Here is a 17,674-nt window from a genome sequence, read left to right as displayed (position 1 = left end):
AAGATGATAAGGTAAAATTAGAAAAGGCACAAATTTAACATAGGTTTTAGGCTTTATTGCTCTGTTTGGTTTGTTTATTTGTTACAAAGCTTTTTATTTTACTTCTAGTGTTTTTTATTTGTTGGTTTTTGTTGTTAAGGATTTGGTGCGGTGTGAAGCTTTTTCGTGGTGTGTATGTTAGAATTTGCTTTATTATTGAAATTTAAGTGTAGGGGATAGCTTTTATAGTGATTTTTAGTGGAGGTTTGCTGGGGCGTGTTTGTATTTTTACTCCTTTTGGAGATTTTATAGCACTTTAAGCTTTAAGAATGTGTGATTTAAATTAAGATTAAAGAGCGGATTCTATTATAAGTTTGACATTGCAATTATAGTAATTGTGCTAAAGTATTTGGAAAAATGGGGTAGAATGGATCTACTAAACAAGCAAGGATAATTATTGTGGGATTTATTAAAAAATATAATCAAGAGATAACTTTAGGGTTATTTTGTGTTGGAATGTTGTGTTACGCACTAGGATTATCTAGTTTTGGCAAATCACTTAAGACACAAACATTCTTTCACATTGGTGGTTTGTTGTTTATATTTTATAACTATCGTTTGTTTTCAAGGGCTTTGTGGAAAATTTTGTCCGTTCCAATTTGTTGTTTTGTCATTGTTTGCTTATTGGGGATTTTGACGATTTTTGATGATGTGTGGGTAAGACAAATATCGGTTGTTTTAAAATCTGTTAATCAGCATATAGTGGGTTATTTTGTTCTGTTTGTTTCTATGTTCTTGTTTGGTATGTATGGAAAAGCTAAGAATGTTTTTTTCTTTTTAGCCGCATTTGTATTATTATGTGTTTTAGAAGTGTGTTCTACCATATGTTTGGGCTTAAAGAATGGCCTTTTAAATACTGATAATATCCCCTTTTTCTTTCAAGTTGTTTTTACATATAATATTTGGCTTATTGCCCCAGCTTCAATGAGTTTGGCCGGTGTGTTTACATTTAAAAAATGGACTTATAAGATCTTAAGTTTTATTGGACTTATTCTAAGTTTGTTTGCGATGCTTGCCAATGGTGAGCGTAGTTTTTTGGTTGCATTTGTTGGTATGTTATTTATTCCTTTTTTTGTATGGCAATACAAACATAAATTAAAAGTGCTATTATTCGTGCTGTGTATTGGTATAACATTTGTAATAGGCTTTTATCACGCATCAAAATCTTTTTCTGATAGGTATAATTTCGCACATATGATTGATAATTTTGTTGTGGTGTGGAATACTAACCCCATAGAAATGGGGCAATATGATAAGCTTTGCTTTTCTAAGTATATTGATTGCCTTCCAGAAAGTCTGGCTCTTGGCCAAAATGAGATGACCTGGGAACACTCCTCTCTTTCTCGTATTAATATGACAAAATCTACACTTTTGGCTGTTGCAGATTCTCCTTTTAAACCTCATATTGTAGGTGTTTTTCAGATTGGTGAGTATTTATGGCGTTATTATAGTCTTAAAAATCATCAAAACAGGTCGTATATAAACTTTGAAAATAATTCAAATAATATGAACATGAATGGCTATAATCACCCACATAATTTTGCAGTAAGTCTGCTTTTTTCTTATGGTGTAATAGGTTTTGTTTGTATTGTGATTTTTCAGTTTTTTTTGCTTTATAGCGGATATAGATGTATGCAAAAGCAAGAATACAGATGGAAGTCATTTTGGGGATTGAGCTTAATTATATTTGTGTGTGGGATCTGTATACAAAGCCTTTTTGATGCGTTGTATCCCCAAATTTTGCAATGTATTTTTATTTGGTGTGGGGTTGTGGTTGGTTTAGGGTGGAGAGATGAAAATCTTACTAACAATCAATGACATAAGCATTACCGGAGGGGCGGAGCGAGTATGTGTGAATCTCGCCAATGCCTTAAGTGAGCTGGGGCATCAAGTGAGTGTTTTAAGCTTTTATAGGGCAAATGCTATTTTGCCCTATAGGCTAAATGAGAGCGTGAATCTCCATATATGGCACAACATCGCCGAGGTGGAGTATGCCAAAAAGCAATGCGGGAATATTTTATCAAAAATGTATTATAAGAATCTGTATAAGTTTATTTTGAGTTTGCAAGTAAGCCAAAGATTTTCTCATTTTGATGTAATAATCAGTAATTGTGCAACCTACACGCCTTTTTTTAAATATTCAAAGACGCACTATTGTCGTATTATTCACTTAAATTTTAGCAAGTATCATTCTCGCAACAATTATTTTGATGTTCTTATTATTCTTTCTTCTGCTGAGCTTTCAACTTGGCAATACTATCACAACAACATCAAAGTTATTCCAAACTTTCTGCCTAATATTTCACAGAAAAACACAGATTCCAATCAGCGTAGAATCATATCCGTTGGGCGTATGGATAGGGGCGATCAAAAAGGCTTTTTAAGACTTATAGATATTTGGGAAAAGGTGCAAGAGAGAATGGGTGGGCTGCGGGGTTTAGGGTGCAAAAATGATGAAAATTTAGATTCTAATCTTTGTTATGCTAAACCTACTTCTTGTCATACTGAGCGTAGCGAAGTATCTAAAAACTTAGAATCAAAAAAAGATATTTCGCCTTTTTCAAAGGCTAACACAATCCGCAAGGATTTTGTCCACACTTGCAAATATGACAAGATTGATAGCCACGAAACAATTTTAGATTCTAAGCAAATCAGTGCGGAAGTAGTTTGCGATGATTTTAAGAGTTGTGAAGCCTTGAGTGCAAGGAGTTTAAGCATAAATGATGAAGCACGAAAGGCAAACTCTCTTAAAAGGGCGGAAACGGCAACGCACAAAAAAAGCTTAGAATCTTGGCAGCTTATCATTGTTGGCAGTGGAGTCTTACAAGAACAAATAGAATCTAAAATAAAAGAAAAAAACCTACAAGATAGCATTATCCTAAAACCTTTCACAAAAGATGTAGAAAAAGAGTATTTAAGTGCTAGTATTTATGCGATGACTAGTTATGTTGAGGGCTTCCCTATGGTGCTTTTAGAATCTTGCTCGTATGCTTTGTGTCCCATCGCCTTTGATGTAGCAACGGGTCCAAGTGATATTATAGAATCTCACATAAGCGGCTACCTTATAGAAGATAATGACTTGCAGGGTTATGCCGATAAACTTTTTACGCTAATGAGTGATAAAGATAAAAGAGAATCTATGGGATTAAAAGCCAAGCGAAGAGTAAAAGAGAAATTCTCAAAAGAGGTGATTATGCCTTTATGGGAAGAAGTGTTTAGGGGGTAGAGAATGAAGAAAAAGGGAATGGAGAATATAAAATTTTTTATCATCGTGCCAATTTACAATGTGGAATCTTATCTTAAAGAATGTTTAGATTCTATCATTTATCAAACATATACGGAGTTTGAAGCTATTCTTGTTGATGATGGTAGCACGGATTCTAGCTGGGCAATCGCCGAGAAGTATGTCAAGAAGGACTCACGCTTAATGCTTATCCATCAAGAAAATCAAGGAGTATCAATGGCTCGTAACAAGGGGCTAGATGTGGCTAGGCAAAAATCTCTTATACCCCCCCCCCAGCAAGAATCTCACAACACCACAAATAAAAGCTACATCGTCTTTGTGGATTCTGATGATTATTTGGAGCTTAACGCACTGGAGCATATATCAAAAGTTTTAATAAAAGAGAATGTAGATGTATTGATTGAAAGCCATATAATAGTCCGTGATGAAAAAGGTGGCAAAAAGTCTCCTTGTGATTTTCGCGTGTTTGCTCCACATATCAAGGGGCGATACACACCTAAGGAGCTTGTAGAAAATATGCGAGGACAAACGCTTATAACTTCAGATTGGGCATTTACTATACGGACTGATTTTATTTTTAAGAATAGTATAAGATTTATTCCGCATATTATCTATGAAGATGTTCCATTCTGCACGGAAGTGGCTATGAAAGCACAAAGCCTTTATGTTGATGATACTTGTGTTTATAATTATAGACTATCGCCAAATTCTATTATGCGTGGCAGACAGACACGAGACAAGAAAATAAAAATAGCATTTAGTCGTTTTAAGATTCTGCAATATTTTAAGATCTTACAACAAGAAGCGAGAGATAAGGGCAGTATAGAGATTACATCTTTTTATGAAAGCATAATATGTAGTAATGTAAATGGACTAATACGATTTTTGGGTGTTGTTGGCTATGTTTCAGAGCTTGGCTTTACAAAGGCTGATTTAAAGCCATTTTTGCCTTGTATCAAGGGAAAATACCGCTTTTGCTATCATTTTCCTAGAATCTATGCTTTTCCTAAAAGGCTGCGTCTAACATTCCAAGCTTTGTGGGAACGCCTTGCAAGTAAAGTGATGGGTAAAGTATAGGCAAAGCATAGACTATACAAATGCTTAAGATAAATATGGAACACATCTTGCTTTTAGTCCTTATGAAATTTAATTCAAAGGACTGAATATGAAAAATGGTTTGCTTAAGAGTTCAATTGTTGCAAGTTTTGCTGTGTTTGCATTAAGTGGTTGCGGAGATTTGCTCAATGTAGGCGATGCTGGTGGTGCTAATAATGGACTAATTCCGCCAAGTGCGAGTAATCAGCCGATGTATGCCCCAATCCAAGCTCCCACTTATCCGCCAATGCCCGGATACAATACAAATCCTAATCTTATCTCCAAGCCGACAAGTGGCAATCAAAAGATTAACACGCTTGTGGTGGAGAAAGTTGAAGTGCCGGGTTTAAATAAAGATAACCTTGAGCCAAAGTTTGACAGAGATAGAGATGAGTATATTGGCAGGAATGATACGAATAATATTCCAAACTCTCCAATGCTTACACCTGAAAATGAGATTACTTTAAGTGCGGTTGGTATAGGCGTATCACCTGAAAATTCACTCTCACCTTCACAAGCTTTTGCTATGGCAAAGAGAGCGGCGATTGTTGATGCTTATCGCCAAATCGGTGAAAAAATGTATGGTATTAGAGTAAATGCCCAAGATACTGTGCGTGATATGATGCTTCAAAGCTCAACTGTGAAAACAAAAGTCCAAGCGCTTATCCGAAATGCTGAAGTGCTTGAGACCGTGTATAAAGATGGCTTATGTCAAGTCAATATGGAGCTAAAACTTGATGGTAGAATCTGGCATAAGATTCTCTCAAATGCACGCGCTTAAGGGATTAAGGCAGTGTAATGAATGCAATAGTTGGCGTTTTTAAGCGAACATTTTTAGGGAGCATTGTTTTCTTGCTCCCTTTTCTACACTTTTTTTTACTTGCCCTTTTTCTTGCTTTTTTCTTGGCTTCTTGTGCTTGGCTTGAAAGCTTTGAAGATCCCGATATTAATCCCAATCAACCCCCTGTTTTAGAGCCAACAAAGTTTAAGATTCTGCTGATTGACACTCCACGAGTGAAATTCTATGACTTTGCTTCGTTTAAATATAACAAAACAAGCAAAAAGCTTAATGTTGAGCTATATAAGCTTGGTAAGCCTGTGAGCGAGATTGTCGTTACACCAAAAGAGGTGTGTATGGCAAAGCAATGCACTTCAAAATGGATAGCGGTTAAAAGCTTTTTTGGTGAGGTGAGCTATCCAAATCTCTTTAGCGATATTTTGGCTGCACGAGATATTTTTGATGGCGAGGGCAAACGCGTTTCCAATGACGGCACTCTTTTTGTGCAGTGGTTTGTGCGAGGTGGTCAGGAGTTTTACTATGAGCGGAGTAAAAATAAGGTGCTGTTTAAGAATCTTACTGCAAACATCACCATTGGCATTGAGGATTATATCCCACCGAGCAGTTCTACAAATTGAAATCTTGCAAATTGATAAGCCCACTGATAAACTTGCAAACTCATTCAAAATGTAAGATTTTCTTACCATTTTTGGATACAATCTCCGCTTTCACTAATAAACATATCAAAAGACACATAAGGTAGGTAGATGAGACATTTTCTTACATTAAATGACTTTTCAAAAGATGAGATTCTAGCAGTTACTAACCTTGCTTTGAAACTCAAGCAAGAGCTACGAAATAGCAATCATACGCCTTATCTCAAAGGTAAGATTCTTGCAATGATCTTTGAAAAAAGTTCAACTCGCACACGCGTGAGTTTTGAAGGTGGAATCTACCAGCTTGGCGGACACGGAATGTTTCTTTCCCACAAGGACATACAGCTTGGACGCGGAGAGCCTATCAAGGATACTTCACGCGTGATTAGCTCTATGGTGGATATGGTAATGATGAGAACAGATAGGCACGAAAAATTGCAAGAATTTGCAGAATACTCATCTGTGCCGATAATCAATGGTTTGAGTGATGACTTTCACCCTGTGCAGTTAATGGCAGATTATCTTACAATGCTTGAGTGTGGTATTGCTCTGCCTGATGGGATTCATAAAAATGGGCTTAAAAAGCCCATTGTGGCGTATATTGGCGATGGGAATAATATGGCTCACTCTTGGATAAACTTAGCAGCAATCCTTGGCTTTGAATTGCGGGTAGCTTCGCCGCTTGGGTATTTTCCACGCACAGATATTATAGAATCTGCCCTTAAAACTTGCAAACAAAGTGGCGGAGCGATACATATTATGCAGGAGCCACAAAAGGCTGTGAGTGGAGTCAATGTGGTGGTAACAGACACTTGGGCGTCAATGGGACAAGAGGAGCAGAAAAAAGAGCGAGAAAAGGCATTTGTTGGTTTTTGTGTAGATGATTCTCTTATGAATCTAGCACAAGAAGATGCTATCTTTTTGCATTGCCTTCCTGCATATCGCGGACAGGAAGTGAGTGAGAGTGTATTAGAGGGCAAACAAAGTCGCGTATTCCAAGAGGCAAATAATCGTCTCCACGCACAAAAAGCCATTATGTTAGCTCTTGTGAGGTTGAATAACTTGCCTCTTGCTTACCCCTTGGAAATGGAGCTATAAATGAAAGATATAAAACAAGATAAATGGCTAGAATCTAAAGAAAAAATTATTCAAGAGAATCTTGGAATCCTGCGTCAGCTTGAAGATGACACAATGCTTCTTGCTATGCAACGCGGGGAGTTTTCAAAAGATGAGTTGTGGTTTTTGCAAGATGAGCAGGGCGAAGAGTATGTTGTTTTCCCGCAAAAACTTTTTGTGCGTTTGCTTTCACGCATTAAAAATATGCAAGAAGAAAAGCTAGTGATGAAGCTTGAAAAAGACATCATCTCACAAATGCCAATAGATCTTGATGATGCGATGGCGGTGGCTACAAATATCTTAGAATCTTTGCGTTTAAAAGATGGGAATTTACCCGAGATAAACACCGCTATTCTTGCTAAAGATATTAAAAAGAAGCACCCAAATTTGTTTTTTGACATTGATTATTTGCGTAAGCCCAGATAAAAAGTATTTAAAAAATAAGAAAAGGATACATTTTGAGCCAAAATATTGACTTTAACGCTTTTGTGAAGTATTCAAAATCCGCTCCGCGTTATACAAGCTATCCCACTGCGGTGGAATTTAGAGAATCTTGGAATGATACAAGTTATAAAGAAGCGTTAAAAGAAGCAGATTTTACTTCTTTGCCCCTTTCACTTTACACGCATTTGCCCTTTTGTCGCTCGGCTTGTTATTTTTGCGGTTGCAATGTCGTCTATACAAGCAAGGAAGAGAAAAAAGAGCGTTATATTCATTACTTGAAAAAAGAGTTAGCCTTGCTTAAAGATTCTATGGATACTTCGCGTGAGGTGGTGCAGTTTCACTTTGGCGGGGGGACACCAACATTTTTTAATGCTAAAGAGCTTGAAAGTGTGATTGGACTTATCCGCGGTGTTTTTACAAATTTTGCTAAGAATGCAGAAGTGAGCTGTGAGGTGGATCCGCGGTTTTTTTCGCGTGAGCAAATGGCTGTTTTAAAAGAAAATGGCTTTAATCGTTTAAGCTTTGGGGTGCAGGATTTTGATGAAAGGGTGCAAGAAGCTATACATAGGATTCAAAGCGTTGAGATTGTAAGCAATGCCATTGCCCTTGCGCGTGAGTTTGGCACAGAATCTGTAAATTTTGATTTGATTTATGGATTGCCCTATCAAAGTGAGCAAAGCTTTGCGGATACTTTGCAAAAGGTGGTTGGGCTAAAGCCTGATAGACTGGCGATTTTTAATTACGCACATTTGCCGTGGATGAAAAAAACAATGCGGAAAATTGATGAGACGACTTTGCCAAACCCCGCTCAAAAGCTTGAGATTCTAAAAAATACCATTGCATTTTTACAGGAGCAGGGCTATATGATGATAGGAATGGATCATTTTGCAAAAAAGAGTGATGAGCTGTATTTAGCTAAGGCTAAAAACGAGCTTCGCAGGAATTTTCAAGGCTACACAACAAGGGGCTTTTCGCAAACTATCGGCATAGGGCTTACAAGCATTAGCGAGGGGTTAAGGTATTATTCCCAAAATTATAAAGATATGCAGGAATATGAAAAGGCGTTAGATGAGGGGCGATTACCTGTTGAGAGAGGTGTTAAGCTAAGTGAAAAGGATATTTTGCGTAAAGAAGTCATTATGGGGCTTATGAATAATTTGCGACTTGATTTTAAAGGGATTGAAAAGCGATTTGGGATTGAGTTTAGGGCGTATTTTGCCAATGAATTAGAATCTTTGCGAGAGTATGAAGAGCTAGGGCTTATACAAATCACGCCTTCAAACATAGAGACTTCGCCCACAGGCGGAATGCTTATCCGCAATATCGCTATGGTATTTGATACATATTTACAAAATGATACTACAAAGCGTTTTAGCAAGACAATTTAGGAGCGATAATGCTTGATTTACAAAGTGTGGCAAGTGCGTGTGTGAAGTGTGGGAAGTGTATCCCAAACTGCACCATTTATATGGCTAATCGCGATGAAGTTACCTCTCCGCGTGGATTTTTGGATTTACTAGGGGCGTATAAACGGGGCGATTTGGAGCTAAATAGTCAAAGCAGGGAGATTTTTGAATCTTGCTTCCTTTGCACCACCTGCGTAACGCACTGCCCTTCTAGTCTGCCTGTTGATGTGGCAATAGAATCTGTCCGTGTGGATATTGCGGAAAAATATGGCATTGCGTGGTATAAAAGGGCGTATTTTTACCTTTTGCGTCATCGCAAGGCGGCGGACTTTGTGTTTAGATTTGTGCATTTTATTATGCCTTGTGCGTTTAAGGAAGAAAATGGGCGGCTTGTTAGTCGGCTAAAGTTATTTAAGGGTGTGGATTCTAAAAGGGCTAAACGCTCCGTTTTCCCTGTGTGGAGAAAGTCATTTTTGCAAAAATATCAAGGTGAGATTTTGCCAACTGCCAAAACTGCTCCAAAAAATGCCTTGCAACATAATAGGGTGGCGATTTTTATCGGTTGTTTGAGTAATTATAATTATGTGAGTGTTGGGGAGAGTTTGCTTGAGATTCTAAATCATTTGGGGATTAGGGCGTTTGTCCCGCATTTGCAGGAGTGCTGCGGTGCACCGGCGTTTTTTACCGGCGATGTGAAAAGCGTGGTGCATTTGGCAAAGAAAAATATTGATTATTTTGAAAGTTTTTGGGATAGCATTGATGCGATGATAATCCCTGAAGCCACTTGTGCGGCGATGATTAAAAAAGATTGGCTTCACGCTTTAGATTCAGATTCTACTCTAAAAGATTATGCACAAAGGCTTGAAAAGCTTTTACCTAAAATTTATATGGCAAGTGAGTGGCTCTATCATCATACGCCTTTAAGTGAGATTATTCCACAGAATCTTGCTGGGGAAAGTATCACTTATCACGACCCTTGCCACGCTAGGAAGGTGCTAGGTGTGTATAAAGAGCCACGAGTGCTTTTATCAAAGGGCTTTAGGCTTAAAGAAATGAGCGATTCTAGTAGGTGCTGTGGTTTTGGAGGCATTAGTATGCAAAGCTCACGCTATGATCTCACGCTCAAAGCTGGTGTGCCAAAGGCGGAGATGATAGAGAGAAGTGGAGCGGAGATTGTCAGTGCGGAGTGCGGGGCGTGTCGTATGCAGATTGATAATGTGCTCACACAAATAGATTCTAAAGTGCGTTTTGCTCACCCCTTGGAGCTTATCGCTCAAGCTTTAAAGGGCGAAAGTGTGAAGTGATAAGCTTGTTTTTGTATTTTCTTAAAAAATGAGCAAAATTTTAAACGCATTTATATCGCTTTTTGATATAATCCACGCGTTGCCGATAATATAACGCGATTTAGTTTTTTGCTATTAAAGGACGCTTTGATGAATGAACTTTTACTTAAAACGATTGATAATTTGCCCCCATTGCCAGAGACCGTGATGAAGTTGCAACAATATGTGGATTCTTCTGGTTCTGAAGTACAAGTGCAAGGTGTGGTGGATATTATTTCTAAAGATCCGCTTTTGACTGGGGATTTATTGCGTTTGGCAAACTCGCCTTATTATGGGTTTTCTCGTGAGATTTCCACACTCAATCAAGTGGTGTCCTTGCTTGGTATCAGTAATGTCAAAAATGTTGCTATTGCCAACTCTTTGCGTGGAAGCTTTAAGATAGATGTTTCGCCTTATGGGCTAGATACACAGGAGTTTTTGGGGAATTGTAGCAGGGAGGCGGATTTTATCTCCGATTGGTTTTCGCAAACTGATAAAAAGCTCGCTCAAGTGCTTGTGCCTTGTGCTATGCTTTTGCGTTTGGGAATGATGCTATTTGCTAATACACTTATCCAAAGTGGCAAGGATAAAGAATTTCTAGCCCAGCTTAAAGAAAGTGATTTTGCCGATATTGGTGCGGTTGAGACAGAATTTTATGGGCTAGACCATCTTACATTTTTGGGCTTTTTATTTGATCATTGGAAGTTTGATGAGATTCTTATCCAAAGCACCGCGTATATTACAATGCCCCACGCTGCTTCTGATGAAGTGAAGAAAAATGCCTATGCCCTAGCCATTGTCAATAAAGTCTTTGAGCCATATAATGGTGGCAAACCTTATAATATGGAGGACGCTATTGCCCTTATCAAAGAGGCTAAAACACAAAATATTGTTTTTAATATGGACAGATTCTTTGAGATTCTCCCCACTGACGCAAAGCTCAATATCGGTAAGTAATAATCTTTTTTCTTTGATGAAAGTAGATTTGGAATCTCTAGATTCTAGGTTTGCCCTTTGGTTTTGCAAGATTTTCTTACTTTTGCTAAGAGTTTATGCAAGAAAACTCATTCCTTTAACAATCCATTACTAAAGTTTTTTATCCCCTTTTGGAAGACATTTTCGCCTGTGCTAAGGGGGGAGTTAGACAGGCTTGTGTGGCATTGTATGCAGGAGTTAATAAGATAGTGATCTTTAGCTAGGCTTGGAGATTTAATCTTACTTATATCGTGGCAGGCAAAGCAGTCTTCTCCACAACCGCCCATATCAATCTGTGCCATCTTGGCATCGGTGTGGCAGGTTTTGCACTCTAGCATTGGTGCGTGGCGTATGTCATTTTTATAATCTAGCGTTGCGTGGCAACTTTTACAATCCCCAGTGCAAGAGAATGCCACGCTCCACATAAAAACTAGAAATAATGCAGTTCTCATCTTTTCACCCACCACCCACAAAGTCTAAAATCTCCACTTCATCGCCATTTTGCAGCACATACTCGCCCCATTTTTCCTTTTTTAGCACCTGCGTATTCACCGCAATCGCCATTGCCTTATGTGCAATATCAAGCTTTTCTAGCAGAGCTAAAATCGTGCTGGATTCTAGCTTGTAAGCCTTGCCATTGAGTAAAATCTCCATATCCACTCCTTATTTATCAAAAAATTTATAATAACCATCTTTGATATTTTTCTGCGGTGTGCGCGATAGGGCTAAGTCCCCATCTTGCAAATCTTTTGTTATCGTGCTACCCGCACCAATAAGCACATTTGAGCCAATTTCAAGTGGTGCGACAAGCTGTACATCACTGCCTACAAAGACATTTTTGCCAATGATTGTCTTATGCTTTTGCTTACCATCATAATTACAAGTTATCACTCCAGCCCCGATATTGCTCCCTTCATTCGCTTCACAATCCCCCAAATAGCTTAAATGCCCTGCTTTCACCCCACGCAACACACTTGCTTTAGTCTCCACAAAATTACCGATATGTGTGTGTTGTAAATGACTTTTTGGGCGGATATGTGCCATAGGTCCTATATCGCTAGATTCTATATCGCTAGATTCCACCACGCTATGGGCTTTGATATGAGAGTTTATAATCTCGCAATTCCCCAGAATCTGCACACCTTGTTCCACAATACATTCCCCGCTAAACTTCACGCCAGATTCTATATAAATCGTATGGGGCAGGTGCATAATCACGCCTTCTTCCATAGCCGCATCTCTTAATCGCTTTAATATCACTTCTTGTGCCAAGGAGAGTTGGAGTTTAGAATTTACCCCCATAAATTCTTGCTCTTCTACCTGCACTGCCGCTACTTCAACGCCATTTTGCCCTGCATAAAAAATCACATCGGTAAGATAAAATTCCTTTTGGTTGTTGTTATTTTGCAAAAGTGGCAGGTAAGATTCTAAAATATTTTTATGTATCTTATACACCCCAGCATTGACATCTTTGATAGCTAGCTCTTCTTGCGTAGCGTCCTTTTGCTCTATAATCTTTTGCACCTTATTATGTTCTAAAATCACGCGTCCATAGCCGTTTGGATTTTCAAGGTGCAAAATACTCATCACAATCTTAGAGGGATTCTCACACAGCTTTTTAAGCGTTTGGCTACGCACAAGGGGCATATCGCCATTAAGGATAAGAATCTGCTCATATTTATACGCAAAGCAATGTTTTGCTTTTTCCCCACTGCCCCCTTGCATAATCGCCCCACCAGTACCCGGATAATTTTCATAATCCTGTATGTGAAAATGCAAAGCCTCGCTTTCACACGCCTTTGGGTAAGATTCTATAATCTTTTCTTTCACTAAAGATTCTTGATGAAATAGCACAATATGCACATCATCGCTCAAATTCAAAGCTTCATCAATGGAATAAAACAGCATAGGCTTACCGCAGATTCTATGAAGTACTTTAGGTAGGTTTGACTTCATACGCGTTCCAGCCCCAGCTGCTAAAATCACCACCGATACACTCATTTTCACTCCTTTTAATATGCTTTTTATGTAATTTTAACACACTAAATCCTATAATACGCCCCTTAAGTTTCATTTTTGGAGTAATTTTTGAAAAAACTCATAGCTATGCTTTTGCTTTGTATTTACTCCCTTGCTTACGCAAATCCACAAAGCCCAGATTCTCCAAACACTAATCTCACTCCAGCACTTCCAGCCCCATCAAATATCGCTCCACTTCCTTCACTGCCTAAAAATCCAGTGTTGCCCTCCGTGGATTTATCGCTGACTGCACCACAAGAGCCAACCGAGCTAGTTGCAACGCTTAATATCGTCCTTATCATCACACTGCTTGTGATTGCCCCTTCACTTGTGCTTGTGATGACTAGCTTTACACGCATTGTCATTGTCTTTGCTTTTTTACGCACTGCTTTAGGTACACAGCAGTCCCCACCAACACAGGTTTTAGTCAGCCTTGCACTTGTTTTGACATTTTTCATTATGGAGCCAGTAGCGACTAAAAGCTATGAAGTTGGCATAAAGCCTTATACAGAAAAGCAGATTTCTTATGATGAGGCGTTTGAACGGGCAATTGTGCCTTTTAAGGATTTTATGATTAAAAACACGCGTGAAAAGGATTTAGCACTCTTTTTTAGAATCCGCAACCTTGAAAATCCCCAAACCGTTGATGATGTGCCACTGACTGTGCTTATCCCGGCATTTATGATAAGTGAGCTTAAGACGGCATTTTGGATTGGATTCTTATTGTATCTGCCCTTTTTAGTCATTGATATGGTGATAAGCTCCGTGCTTATGGCAATGGGTATGATGATGTTGCCGCCGGTTATGATTTCACTGCCTTTTAAGATTCTAGTCTTTGTGCTGGTTGATGGGTGGAATCTGCTTATTGGGAATCTTGTGCAGGGCTTTAAGTAGCTTAGCTTAAGTATTTATTATGAAATGTCAGCACTTTGGGCTATGCGGTGGCTGTGAGCTAGATTTAGCCTATGAAAAACAGCTAGAATCTAAGCTCAAACAAACACAGCAGGAGTTTAGCTCCCTTTTTTCTAGCAATGGTTTTTCTTCCGCAAATCTAAGCGTTCATAACTCGGTGGAGTGGGGCTTTAGAGCAAGGGCGGAGTTTAGATTCTACACAGAACAAAACAGAATCCATTTTGCGATGAGTAATAGAGAGAAAAATCATCGCACCCCCATCACGCAATGCCCAATTTTACTTCCTATAATTCAAAAGGCTATGCCTCTTGTGATTGAAAGTTTAGAAGCAGATGAGACTTTACGCACAAAAGTTTATGCGTGTAATTTTCTAGCAAACATAGAATCACAAGAGATTATCATCTCACTTATTTATCACAAAAGGCTAGATTCTATCTGGGAGCAAAAGGCTCAAAATATGCGTGATAGACTGCATACAGCATTAAATGCTACTGCACATATCATCGGCAGGGCTAAAAATCAAAAGATACTTGTGGGCGATTTTGATTATGATTCTTGTGTGCGTGAGAGTTTAAGGCTTTTTGCAGATTCCAAGCAAAAGCAGAACTATACTTTTTTCAAGCAAGAATCTAGCTTTTCACAGCCTAATCCTTTTATCAATACAAAAATGCTTGAGTTTGTCATCACTCATCTTAAGGCACTCTATCCACAGCCTGATAACGATATGCTTGAGCTGTATTGTGGTGGTGGGAATTTTAGCATTGCTTTAAGCGGGGTTTTTAGGCAGATTCTCGCCACTGAAGTGGTGAAGTCTGCCATTTCACTTTTACAGCAAAATATGGAGCAAAATTTTTGTGAAAATATCACGCCCGTGCGGTTAAATGCCCTTGAAACGCAAGTGGCATTAAGTGGGGAAAGAGAGTTTTTTAGGCTAAGGGGCATTGACATAAAACGCTTTAGCTTTGATTGTGTGCTGATTGACCCGCCAAGAAGTGGGGTAAATGAGCTAAAGATTCTGCATTTTTTGCAACAATTTAACACCATTGTGTATGTTTCGTGCAAGCCACACACACTTTTGCAAGATTTACAAACACTCATACAAAGCCATAATATTTTACATTTTGGACTTTTTGATCAGTTTCCGCATACGCACCATAGGGAATGTATAGTGATTTTACGCCAGAAGTGATTGTTTTACCACTCAATATAACAATATCTCACAAGGCTAGATAAGCTAGAATCTCCCTTGTTGCTTTGGGGTTGCTTTGAATGTGCTAGAATGGTACAAAGTTTTCCAAAGATACAAAAAGGATAGAGATGAAAAAAAATATATGTTTTTTATGTCTGTGCGTGTTGGTTTCACAGGCTGAAATTATCGCAGGTGTGGCGATACGCGTCAATGGACACGCTATTACACTGAGTGAAATCAGCAAACTTCAAACGCAAATGAAAATCTCCAAAAAAGCCGCTATTGATATGCTGATTAATGAGCGATTAAAAGATGATGAGATAGAGCGATTTAAGATTAGCATTGATGAGTTTAAGATTGATGAGGAGATTTCTCAAATCGCTGCAAATGCTAACCTTAGCAAAGACGCTTTGCTTGCTAAGGTTACGCGTGATGGCACGACTTTACAGGAATATCGCAATAAAATCAAAAAGCAGTTGCAAACTAAAGAGCTTATGCAAAGAATCCTTGCTTCAAACATCAGTATTTCAAGTGAAGATGAGCTATTAAGCTACTACACAAAGCACAAAAAGGAATTTTTACTCCCCTCATCGGTGCGTGTGGTAAGATACACAGCACAGAATGAAGGCAATTTACAAAACGCCATACAATCACCAAAGACTACGATTCAAGGGGTGCAAAAGATAAATGAAACAATCTCGCTTTCTTCGCTTAGCCCACAAATTGCTCAAGTATTTCTTAATACGCCAAATAATGAATTTACCCCCGTGCTTACAACCGGTGGCAACAGCTTTGTGAGCTTTTTGGTCAAGGAGCGTTTGGGCGAGAAAGCTATAAGTTTTGATGAGGCAAAACCACTCATCAATCAAAAAATAATGGCACAAAAAGAGCAAAGTATCATCACTGAACATTTTAATAAAATCCGCTCTAGTGCCAATATCATAACGCTTAGAGAATAATATGCTTCCTTATGCAGACCCACTTTTTGGCATTTTGATTTTTGTTGCCATTGTGGCGAGTGTCGCTTTAATTGATTATGGACGCAATCGTTATAAGCAAAAGCAAAAAGATAAGTCTTTGCAGAATCTTGCCAAGTCTTATGAGTTTGTTGGGCTAACTGAAGGCGTTGAAGAGTTTTTAGCCCTATGTCAAAATCCCATTCCCACATTGCAATTTATCGCAAATGCGTATATCCAAAGTGGCAATACACAAGAAGCGATTAAAATTTATCTTAGCATACTAGAAAATCTTAAGCACTCTCACACGGAAGCAAGAATTGAGATTCTGCAGGATTTGGGCAGGGCGTATTATAACGCCGGATTTTTACAAAGGGCAAAAAGCATTTTTTTAGAGATTTTAAAAAACTATCCTAGAAATCCGCAAGTGTTGCGTTATCTTCTGCGAACTTATGAGAGCTTGAATGAGTATAAAAATGCCATTGACGCACTTGAGTGTATTGAAGAGATTTATGATTGTGCTTCTCCATCACAAGATTATATAAAAGATTCTACACAGGAGCATTTTTTTCATACACTGAGTTTAAACAAAGCCTATTTGTATGCCCTGCTACTTATTAATCAACACAATGTCCCGCTTATAAGCAAGATTCAAAAGCTAGATGAGCTAAAGAGCAAAGAGCCAAAGCTTGAAAAGATGATTTTGCAATATTTTAAAAGCGTGAGTTTTTCACTCTTTTGGGAGAGAGTGCAGAAGAGTGAAAATATCGCAAAATATATTGATATTTTATGGGGGTTTGAGCGTAAAGATGTGCCACTAGAGCAAATCACACATAAGCAGATTCGTGATGTGTATCGGGCTAAAGGGTGGATAGTAGATTCTAAAGTTTGTGATATTTTTGAGCTAGAAAATATGAGAATCTTACATCAGCATTCAAATCTTAAAGCCACACTAAGCTTTGAGTATCGCTGCCATAGTTGTAAGCAGATTTTCCCTTTTGAAAATGCTCGTTGCTCTTCTTGTGGGGAGCTGCTTAATAGCGATGTGATTTACAAAGTCCAAAAGGTAAGAGATGAAGCAAGTTACCCTTTATTGTGATGGCTCATCTTTAGGCAATCCCGGAGCGGGGGGTTGGTGTGGGATTTTATGCTTTAAGGATAAGCAAAAGATTCTAAGTGGTGGAGAGCCATATACAACAAATAATAGAATGGAACTCCTTGCGGTAATAGAATCTCTAAAAGCACTCAAAGAGCCTTGTGTTGTGGATTTGTATAGTGATTCTAAATATGTGTGTGATGGGATTAACTCGTGGCTTAAAAATTGGGTGGCAAAAGATTTTAAAAATGTCAAAAATGTAGATTTGTGGCAGAGCTATTTACAAGTTTCTTCACTACATAGTGTTACAGCCCATTGGGTGAAAGGACACGCCGGACATCCACAAAATGAGCTGTGTGATAGCCTAGCTAAACAAGCGGCAAAAGATGTGATGGCAAAAGATGAAGCAGTAAGATTCTAATAAAAG

18 protein-coding genes are annotated in these 17,674 nt (G+C 38.5%); 15 read left to right on the top strand and 3 right to left on the bottom strand.

Annotation, left to right across the window (positions count from 1 at the left end):
- Positions 1 to 438 precede the first annotated feature (438 nt).
- From HCCG_RS09875 to HCCG_RS09830, 10 genes are all read left to right on the top strand, one after another.
- Complete coding sequence (locus HCCG_RS09875) at positions 439 to 1,857, top strand: O-antigen ligase family protein (RefSeq protein ID WP_002957387.1); 1,419 nt, start codon at positions 439 to 441, stop codon at positions 1,855 to 1,857.
- Positions 1,832 to 3,265 (top strand): glycosyltransferase, encoded by a 1,434-nt coding sequence (locus HCCG_RS09870; RefSeq protein ID WP_015453217.1) that lies wholly within the window; start codon positions 1,832 to 1,834, stop codon positions 3,263 to 3,265. The genes HCCG_RS09875 and HCCG_RS09870 overlap by 26 nt, the downstream gene beginning before the upstream one ends.
- A gap of 3 nt (positions 3,266 to 3,268) precedes the next feature.
- Complete coding sequence (locus HCCG_RS09865; protein ID WP_002957385.1) at positions 3,269 to 4,360, top strand: glycosyltransferase; 1,092 nt, start codon at positions 3,269 to 3,271, stop codon at positions 4,358 to 4,360.
- An 88-nt stretch (positions 4,361 to 4,448) separates the two neighbouring features.
- The gene (locus tag HCCG_RS09860) at positions 4,449 to 5,159 is read left to right on the top strand and encodes an LPP20 family lipoprotein (RefSeq protein ID WP_014666253.1); all 711 of its coding nucleotides are present in this window, start codon (positions 4,449 to 4,451) and stop codon (positions 5,157 to 5,159) included.
- Between the two features lie 17 nt (positions 5,160 to 5,176).
- Entirely contained in the window at positions 5,177 to 5,794 is a 618-nt protein-coding gene (locus HCCG_RS09855; RefSeq protein ID WP_002957383.1) for an HP0838 family lipoprotein, read from the top strand.
- A 129-nt stretch (positions 5,795 to 5,923) separates the two neighbouring features.
- Positions 5,924 to 6,910, top strand: coding sequence for an ornithine carbamoyltransferase (gene argF / locus HCCG_RS09850; RefSeq protein WP_002957382.1), 987 nt, complete (start codon positions 5,924 to 5,926; stop codon positions 6,908 to 6,910).
- Positions 6,911 to 7,354 (top strand): DUF2603 domain-containing protein, encoded by a 444-nt coding sequence (locus tag HCCG_RS09845; RefSeq protein ID WP_002957381.1) that lies wholly within the window; start codon positions 6,911 to 6,913, stop codon positions 7,352 to 7,354.
- Positions 7,355 to 7,386: 32 nt separating this feature from the next.
- Positions 7,387 to 8,760, top strand: a complete 1,374-nt coding sequence (hemN, locus tag HCCG_RS09840; protein WP_002957380.1) for an oxygen-independent coproporphyrinogen III oxidase — start codon at positions 7,387 to 7,389, stop codon at positions 8,758 to 8,760.
- A gap of 8 nt (positions 8,761 to 8,768) precedes the next feature.
- The gene (locus HCCG_RS09835) at positions 8,769 to 10,082 is read left to right on the top strand and encodes a (Fe-S)-binding protein (RefSeq protein WP_002957379.1); all 1,314 of its coding nucleotides are present in this window, start codon (positions 8,769 to 8,771) and stop codon (positions 10,080 to 10,082) included.
- Between the two features lie 129 nt (positions 10,083 to 10,211).
- Positions 10,212 to 11,057, top strand: a complete 846-nt coding sequence (locus HCCG_RS09830; RefSeq protein WP_015453218.1) for a cheVAW transcriptional regulator CheP — start codon at positions 10,212 to 10,214, stop codon at positions 11,055 to 11,057.
- Between the two features lie 107 nt (positions 11,058 to 11,164).
- Here the strand turns inward: HCCG_RS09830 and HCCG_RS09825 are convergent, their stop codons facing one another.
- From HCCG_RS09825 to glmU, 3 genes are read right to left on the bottom strand one after another with little or no spacing between them, the layout of a single operon-like run.
- Entirely contained in the window at positions 11,165 to 11,527 is a 363-nt protein-coding gene (locus tag HCCG_RS09825; protein ID WP_002957377.1) for a hypothetical protein, read from the bottom strand.
- Between the two features lie 4 nt (positions 11,528 to 11,531).
- Positions 11,532 to 11,729: a sulfur carrier protein ThiS gene (gene thiS, locus HCCG_RS09820; protein ID WP_015453220.1), complete on the bottom strand. Its 198-nt coding sequence runs from the start codon at positions 11,727 to 11,729 to the stop codon at positions 11,532 to 11,534.
- Between the two features lie 9 nt (positions 11,730 to 11,738).
- The gene (gene glmU / locus HCCG_RS09815) at positions 11,739 to 13,076 is read right to left on the bottom strand and encodes a bifunctional UDP-N-acetylglucosamine diphosphorylase/glucosamine-1-phosphate N-acetyltransferase GlmU (RefSeq protein WP_015453221.1); all 1,338 of its coding nucleotides are present in this window, start codon (positions 13,074 to 13,076) and stop codon (positions 11,739 to 11,741) included.
- A gap of 87 nt (positions 13,077 to 13,163) precedes the next feature.
- Here glmU and fliP point away from each other — a divergent pair, with 87 nt between their 5' ends.
- From fliP to rnhA, 5 genes are all read left to right on the top strand, one after another.
- Entirely contained in the window at positions 13,164 to 13,988 is an 825-nt protein-coding gene (gene fliP / locus HCCG_RS09810; RefSeq protein WP_015453222.1) for a flagellar type III secretion system pore protein FliP, read from the top strand.
- A gap of 19 nt (positions 13,989 to 14,007) precedes the next feature.
- Positions 14,008 to 15,195: a tRNA (uridine(54)-C5)-methyltransferase TrmA gene (locus tag HCCG_RS09805; protein ID WP_002957373.1), complete on the top strand. Its 1,188-nt coding sequence runs from the start codon at positions 14,008 to 14,010 to the stop codon at positions 15,193 to 15,195.
- 128 nt (positions 15,196 to 15,323) lie between these two features.
- The gene (locus tag HCCG_RS09800) at positions 15,324 to 16,154 is read left to right on the top strand and encodes a peptidylprolyl isomerase (RefSeq protein WP_002957372.1); all 831 of its coding nucleotides are present in this window, start codon (positions 15,324 to 15,326) and stop codon (positions 16,152 to 16,154) included.
- A gap of 1 nt (position 16,155) precedes the next feature.
- The gene (locus HCCG_RS09795) at positions 16,156 to 17,250 is read left to right on the top strand and encodes a tetratricopeptide repeat protein (protein ID WP_002957371.1); all 1,095 of its coding nucleotides are present in this window, start codon (positions 16,156 to 16,158) and stop codon (positions 17,248 to 17,250) included.
- Positions 17,225 to 17,668, top strand: a complete 444-nt coding sequence (rnhA, locus tag HCCG_RS09790) for a ribonuclease HI (RefSeq protein WP_002957370.1) — start codon at positions 17,225 to 17,227, stop codon at positions 17,666 to 17,668. Before HCCG_RS09795 ends, rnhA begins: the two co-directional genes overlap by 26 nt.
- Positions 17,669 to 17,674 lie beyond the last annotated feature (6 nt).

This window comes from Helicobacter cinaedi CCUG 18818 = ATCC BAA-847 (assembly GCF_000155475.1).
Lineage (GTDB): Bacteria > Campylobacterota > Campylobacteria > Campylobacterales > Helicobacteraceae > Helicobacter_C > Helicobacter_C cinaedi.
The sequence above is the reverse complement of the archived record's forward strand: the minus strand, read 5'-3'. Positions and strand labels throughout refer to the sequence as shown.

Excerpts from the sequence above, each read along its gene's own strand:
- HCCG_RS09870 (WP_015453217.1), top strand. The coding sequence starts at position 1,832 with ATGAAAATCTTACTAACAATCAATGACATAAGCATTACCGGAGGGGCG.
- HCCG_RS09865 (WP_002957385.1), top strand. The coding sequence starts at position 3,269 with ATGAAGAAAAAGGGAATGGAGAATATAAAATTTTTTATCATCGTGCCA.
- HCCG_RS09860 (WP_014666253.1), top strand. The coding sequence starts at position 4,449 with ATGAAAAATGGTTTGCTTAAGAGTTCAATTGTTGCAAGTTTTGCTGTG.
- HCCG_RS09855 (WP_002957383.1), top strand. The coding sequence starts at position 5,177 with ATGAATGCAATAGTTGGCGTTTTTAAGCGAACATTTTTAGGGAGCATT.
- argF (WP_002957382.1), top strand. The coding sequence starts at position 5,924 with ATGAGACATTTTCTTACATTAAATGACTTTTCAAAAGATGAGATTCTA.
- HCCG_RS09845 (WP_002957381.1), top strand. The coding sequence starts at position 6,911 with ATGAAAGATATAAAACAAGATAAATGGCTAGAATCTAAAGAAAAAATT.
- HCCG_RS09835 (WP_002957379.1), top strand. The coding sequence starts at position 8,769 with ATGCTTGATTTACAAAGTGTGGCAAGTGCGTGTGTGAAGTGTGGGAAG.
- HCCG_RS09830 (WP_015453218.1), top strand. The coding sequence starts at position 10,212 with ATGAATGAACTTTTACTTAAAACGATTGATAATTTGCCCCCATTGCCA.
- HCCG_RS09825 (WP_002957377.1), bottom strand. The coding sequence starts at position 11,527 with ATGAGAACTGCATTATTTCTAGTTTTTATGTGGAGCGTGGCATTCTCT.
- thiS (WP_015453220.1), bottom strand. The coding sequence starts at position 11,729 with ATGGAGATTTTACTCAATGGCAAGGCTTACAAGCTAGAATCCAGCACG.
- glmU (WP_015453221.1), bottom strand. The coding sequence starts at position 13,076 with ATGAGTGTATCGGTGGTGATTTTAGCAGCTGGGGCTGGAACGCGTATG.
- HCCG_RS09805 (WP_002957373.1), top strand. The coding sequence starts at position 14,008 with ATGAAATGTCAGCACTTTGGGCTATGCGGTGGCTGTGAGCTAGATTTA.
- HCCG_RS09800 (WP_002957372.1), top strand. The coding sequence starts at position 15,324 with ATGAAAAAAAATATATGTTTTTTATGTCTGTGCGTGTTGGTTTCACAG.
- HCCG_RS09795 (WP_002957371.1), top strand. The coding sequence starts at position 16,156 with ATGCTTCCTTATGCAGACCCACTTTTTGGCATTTTGATTTTTGTTGCC.
- rnhA (WP_002957370.1), top strand. The coding sequence starts at position 17,225 with ATGAAGCAAGTTACCCTTTATTGTGATGGCTCATCTTTAGGCAATCCC.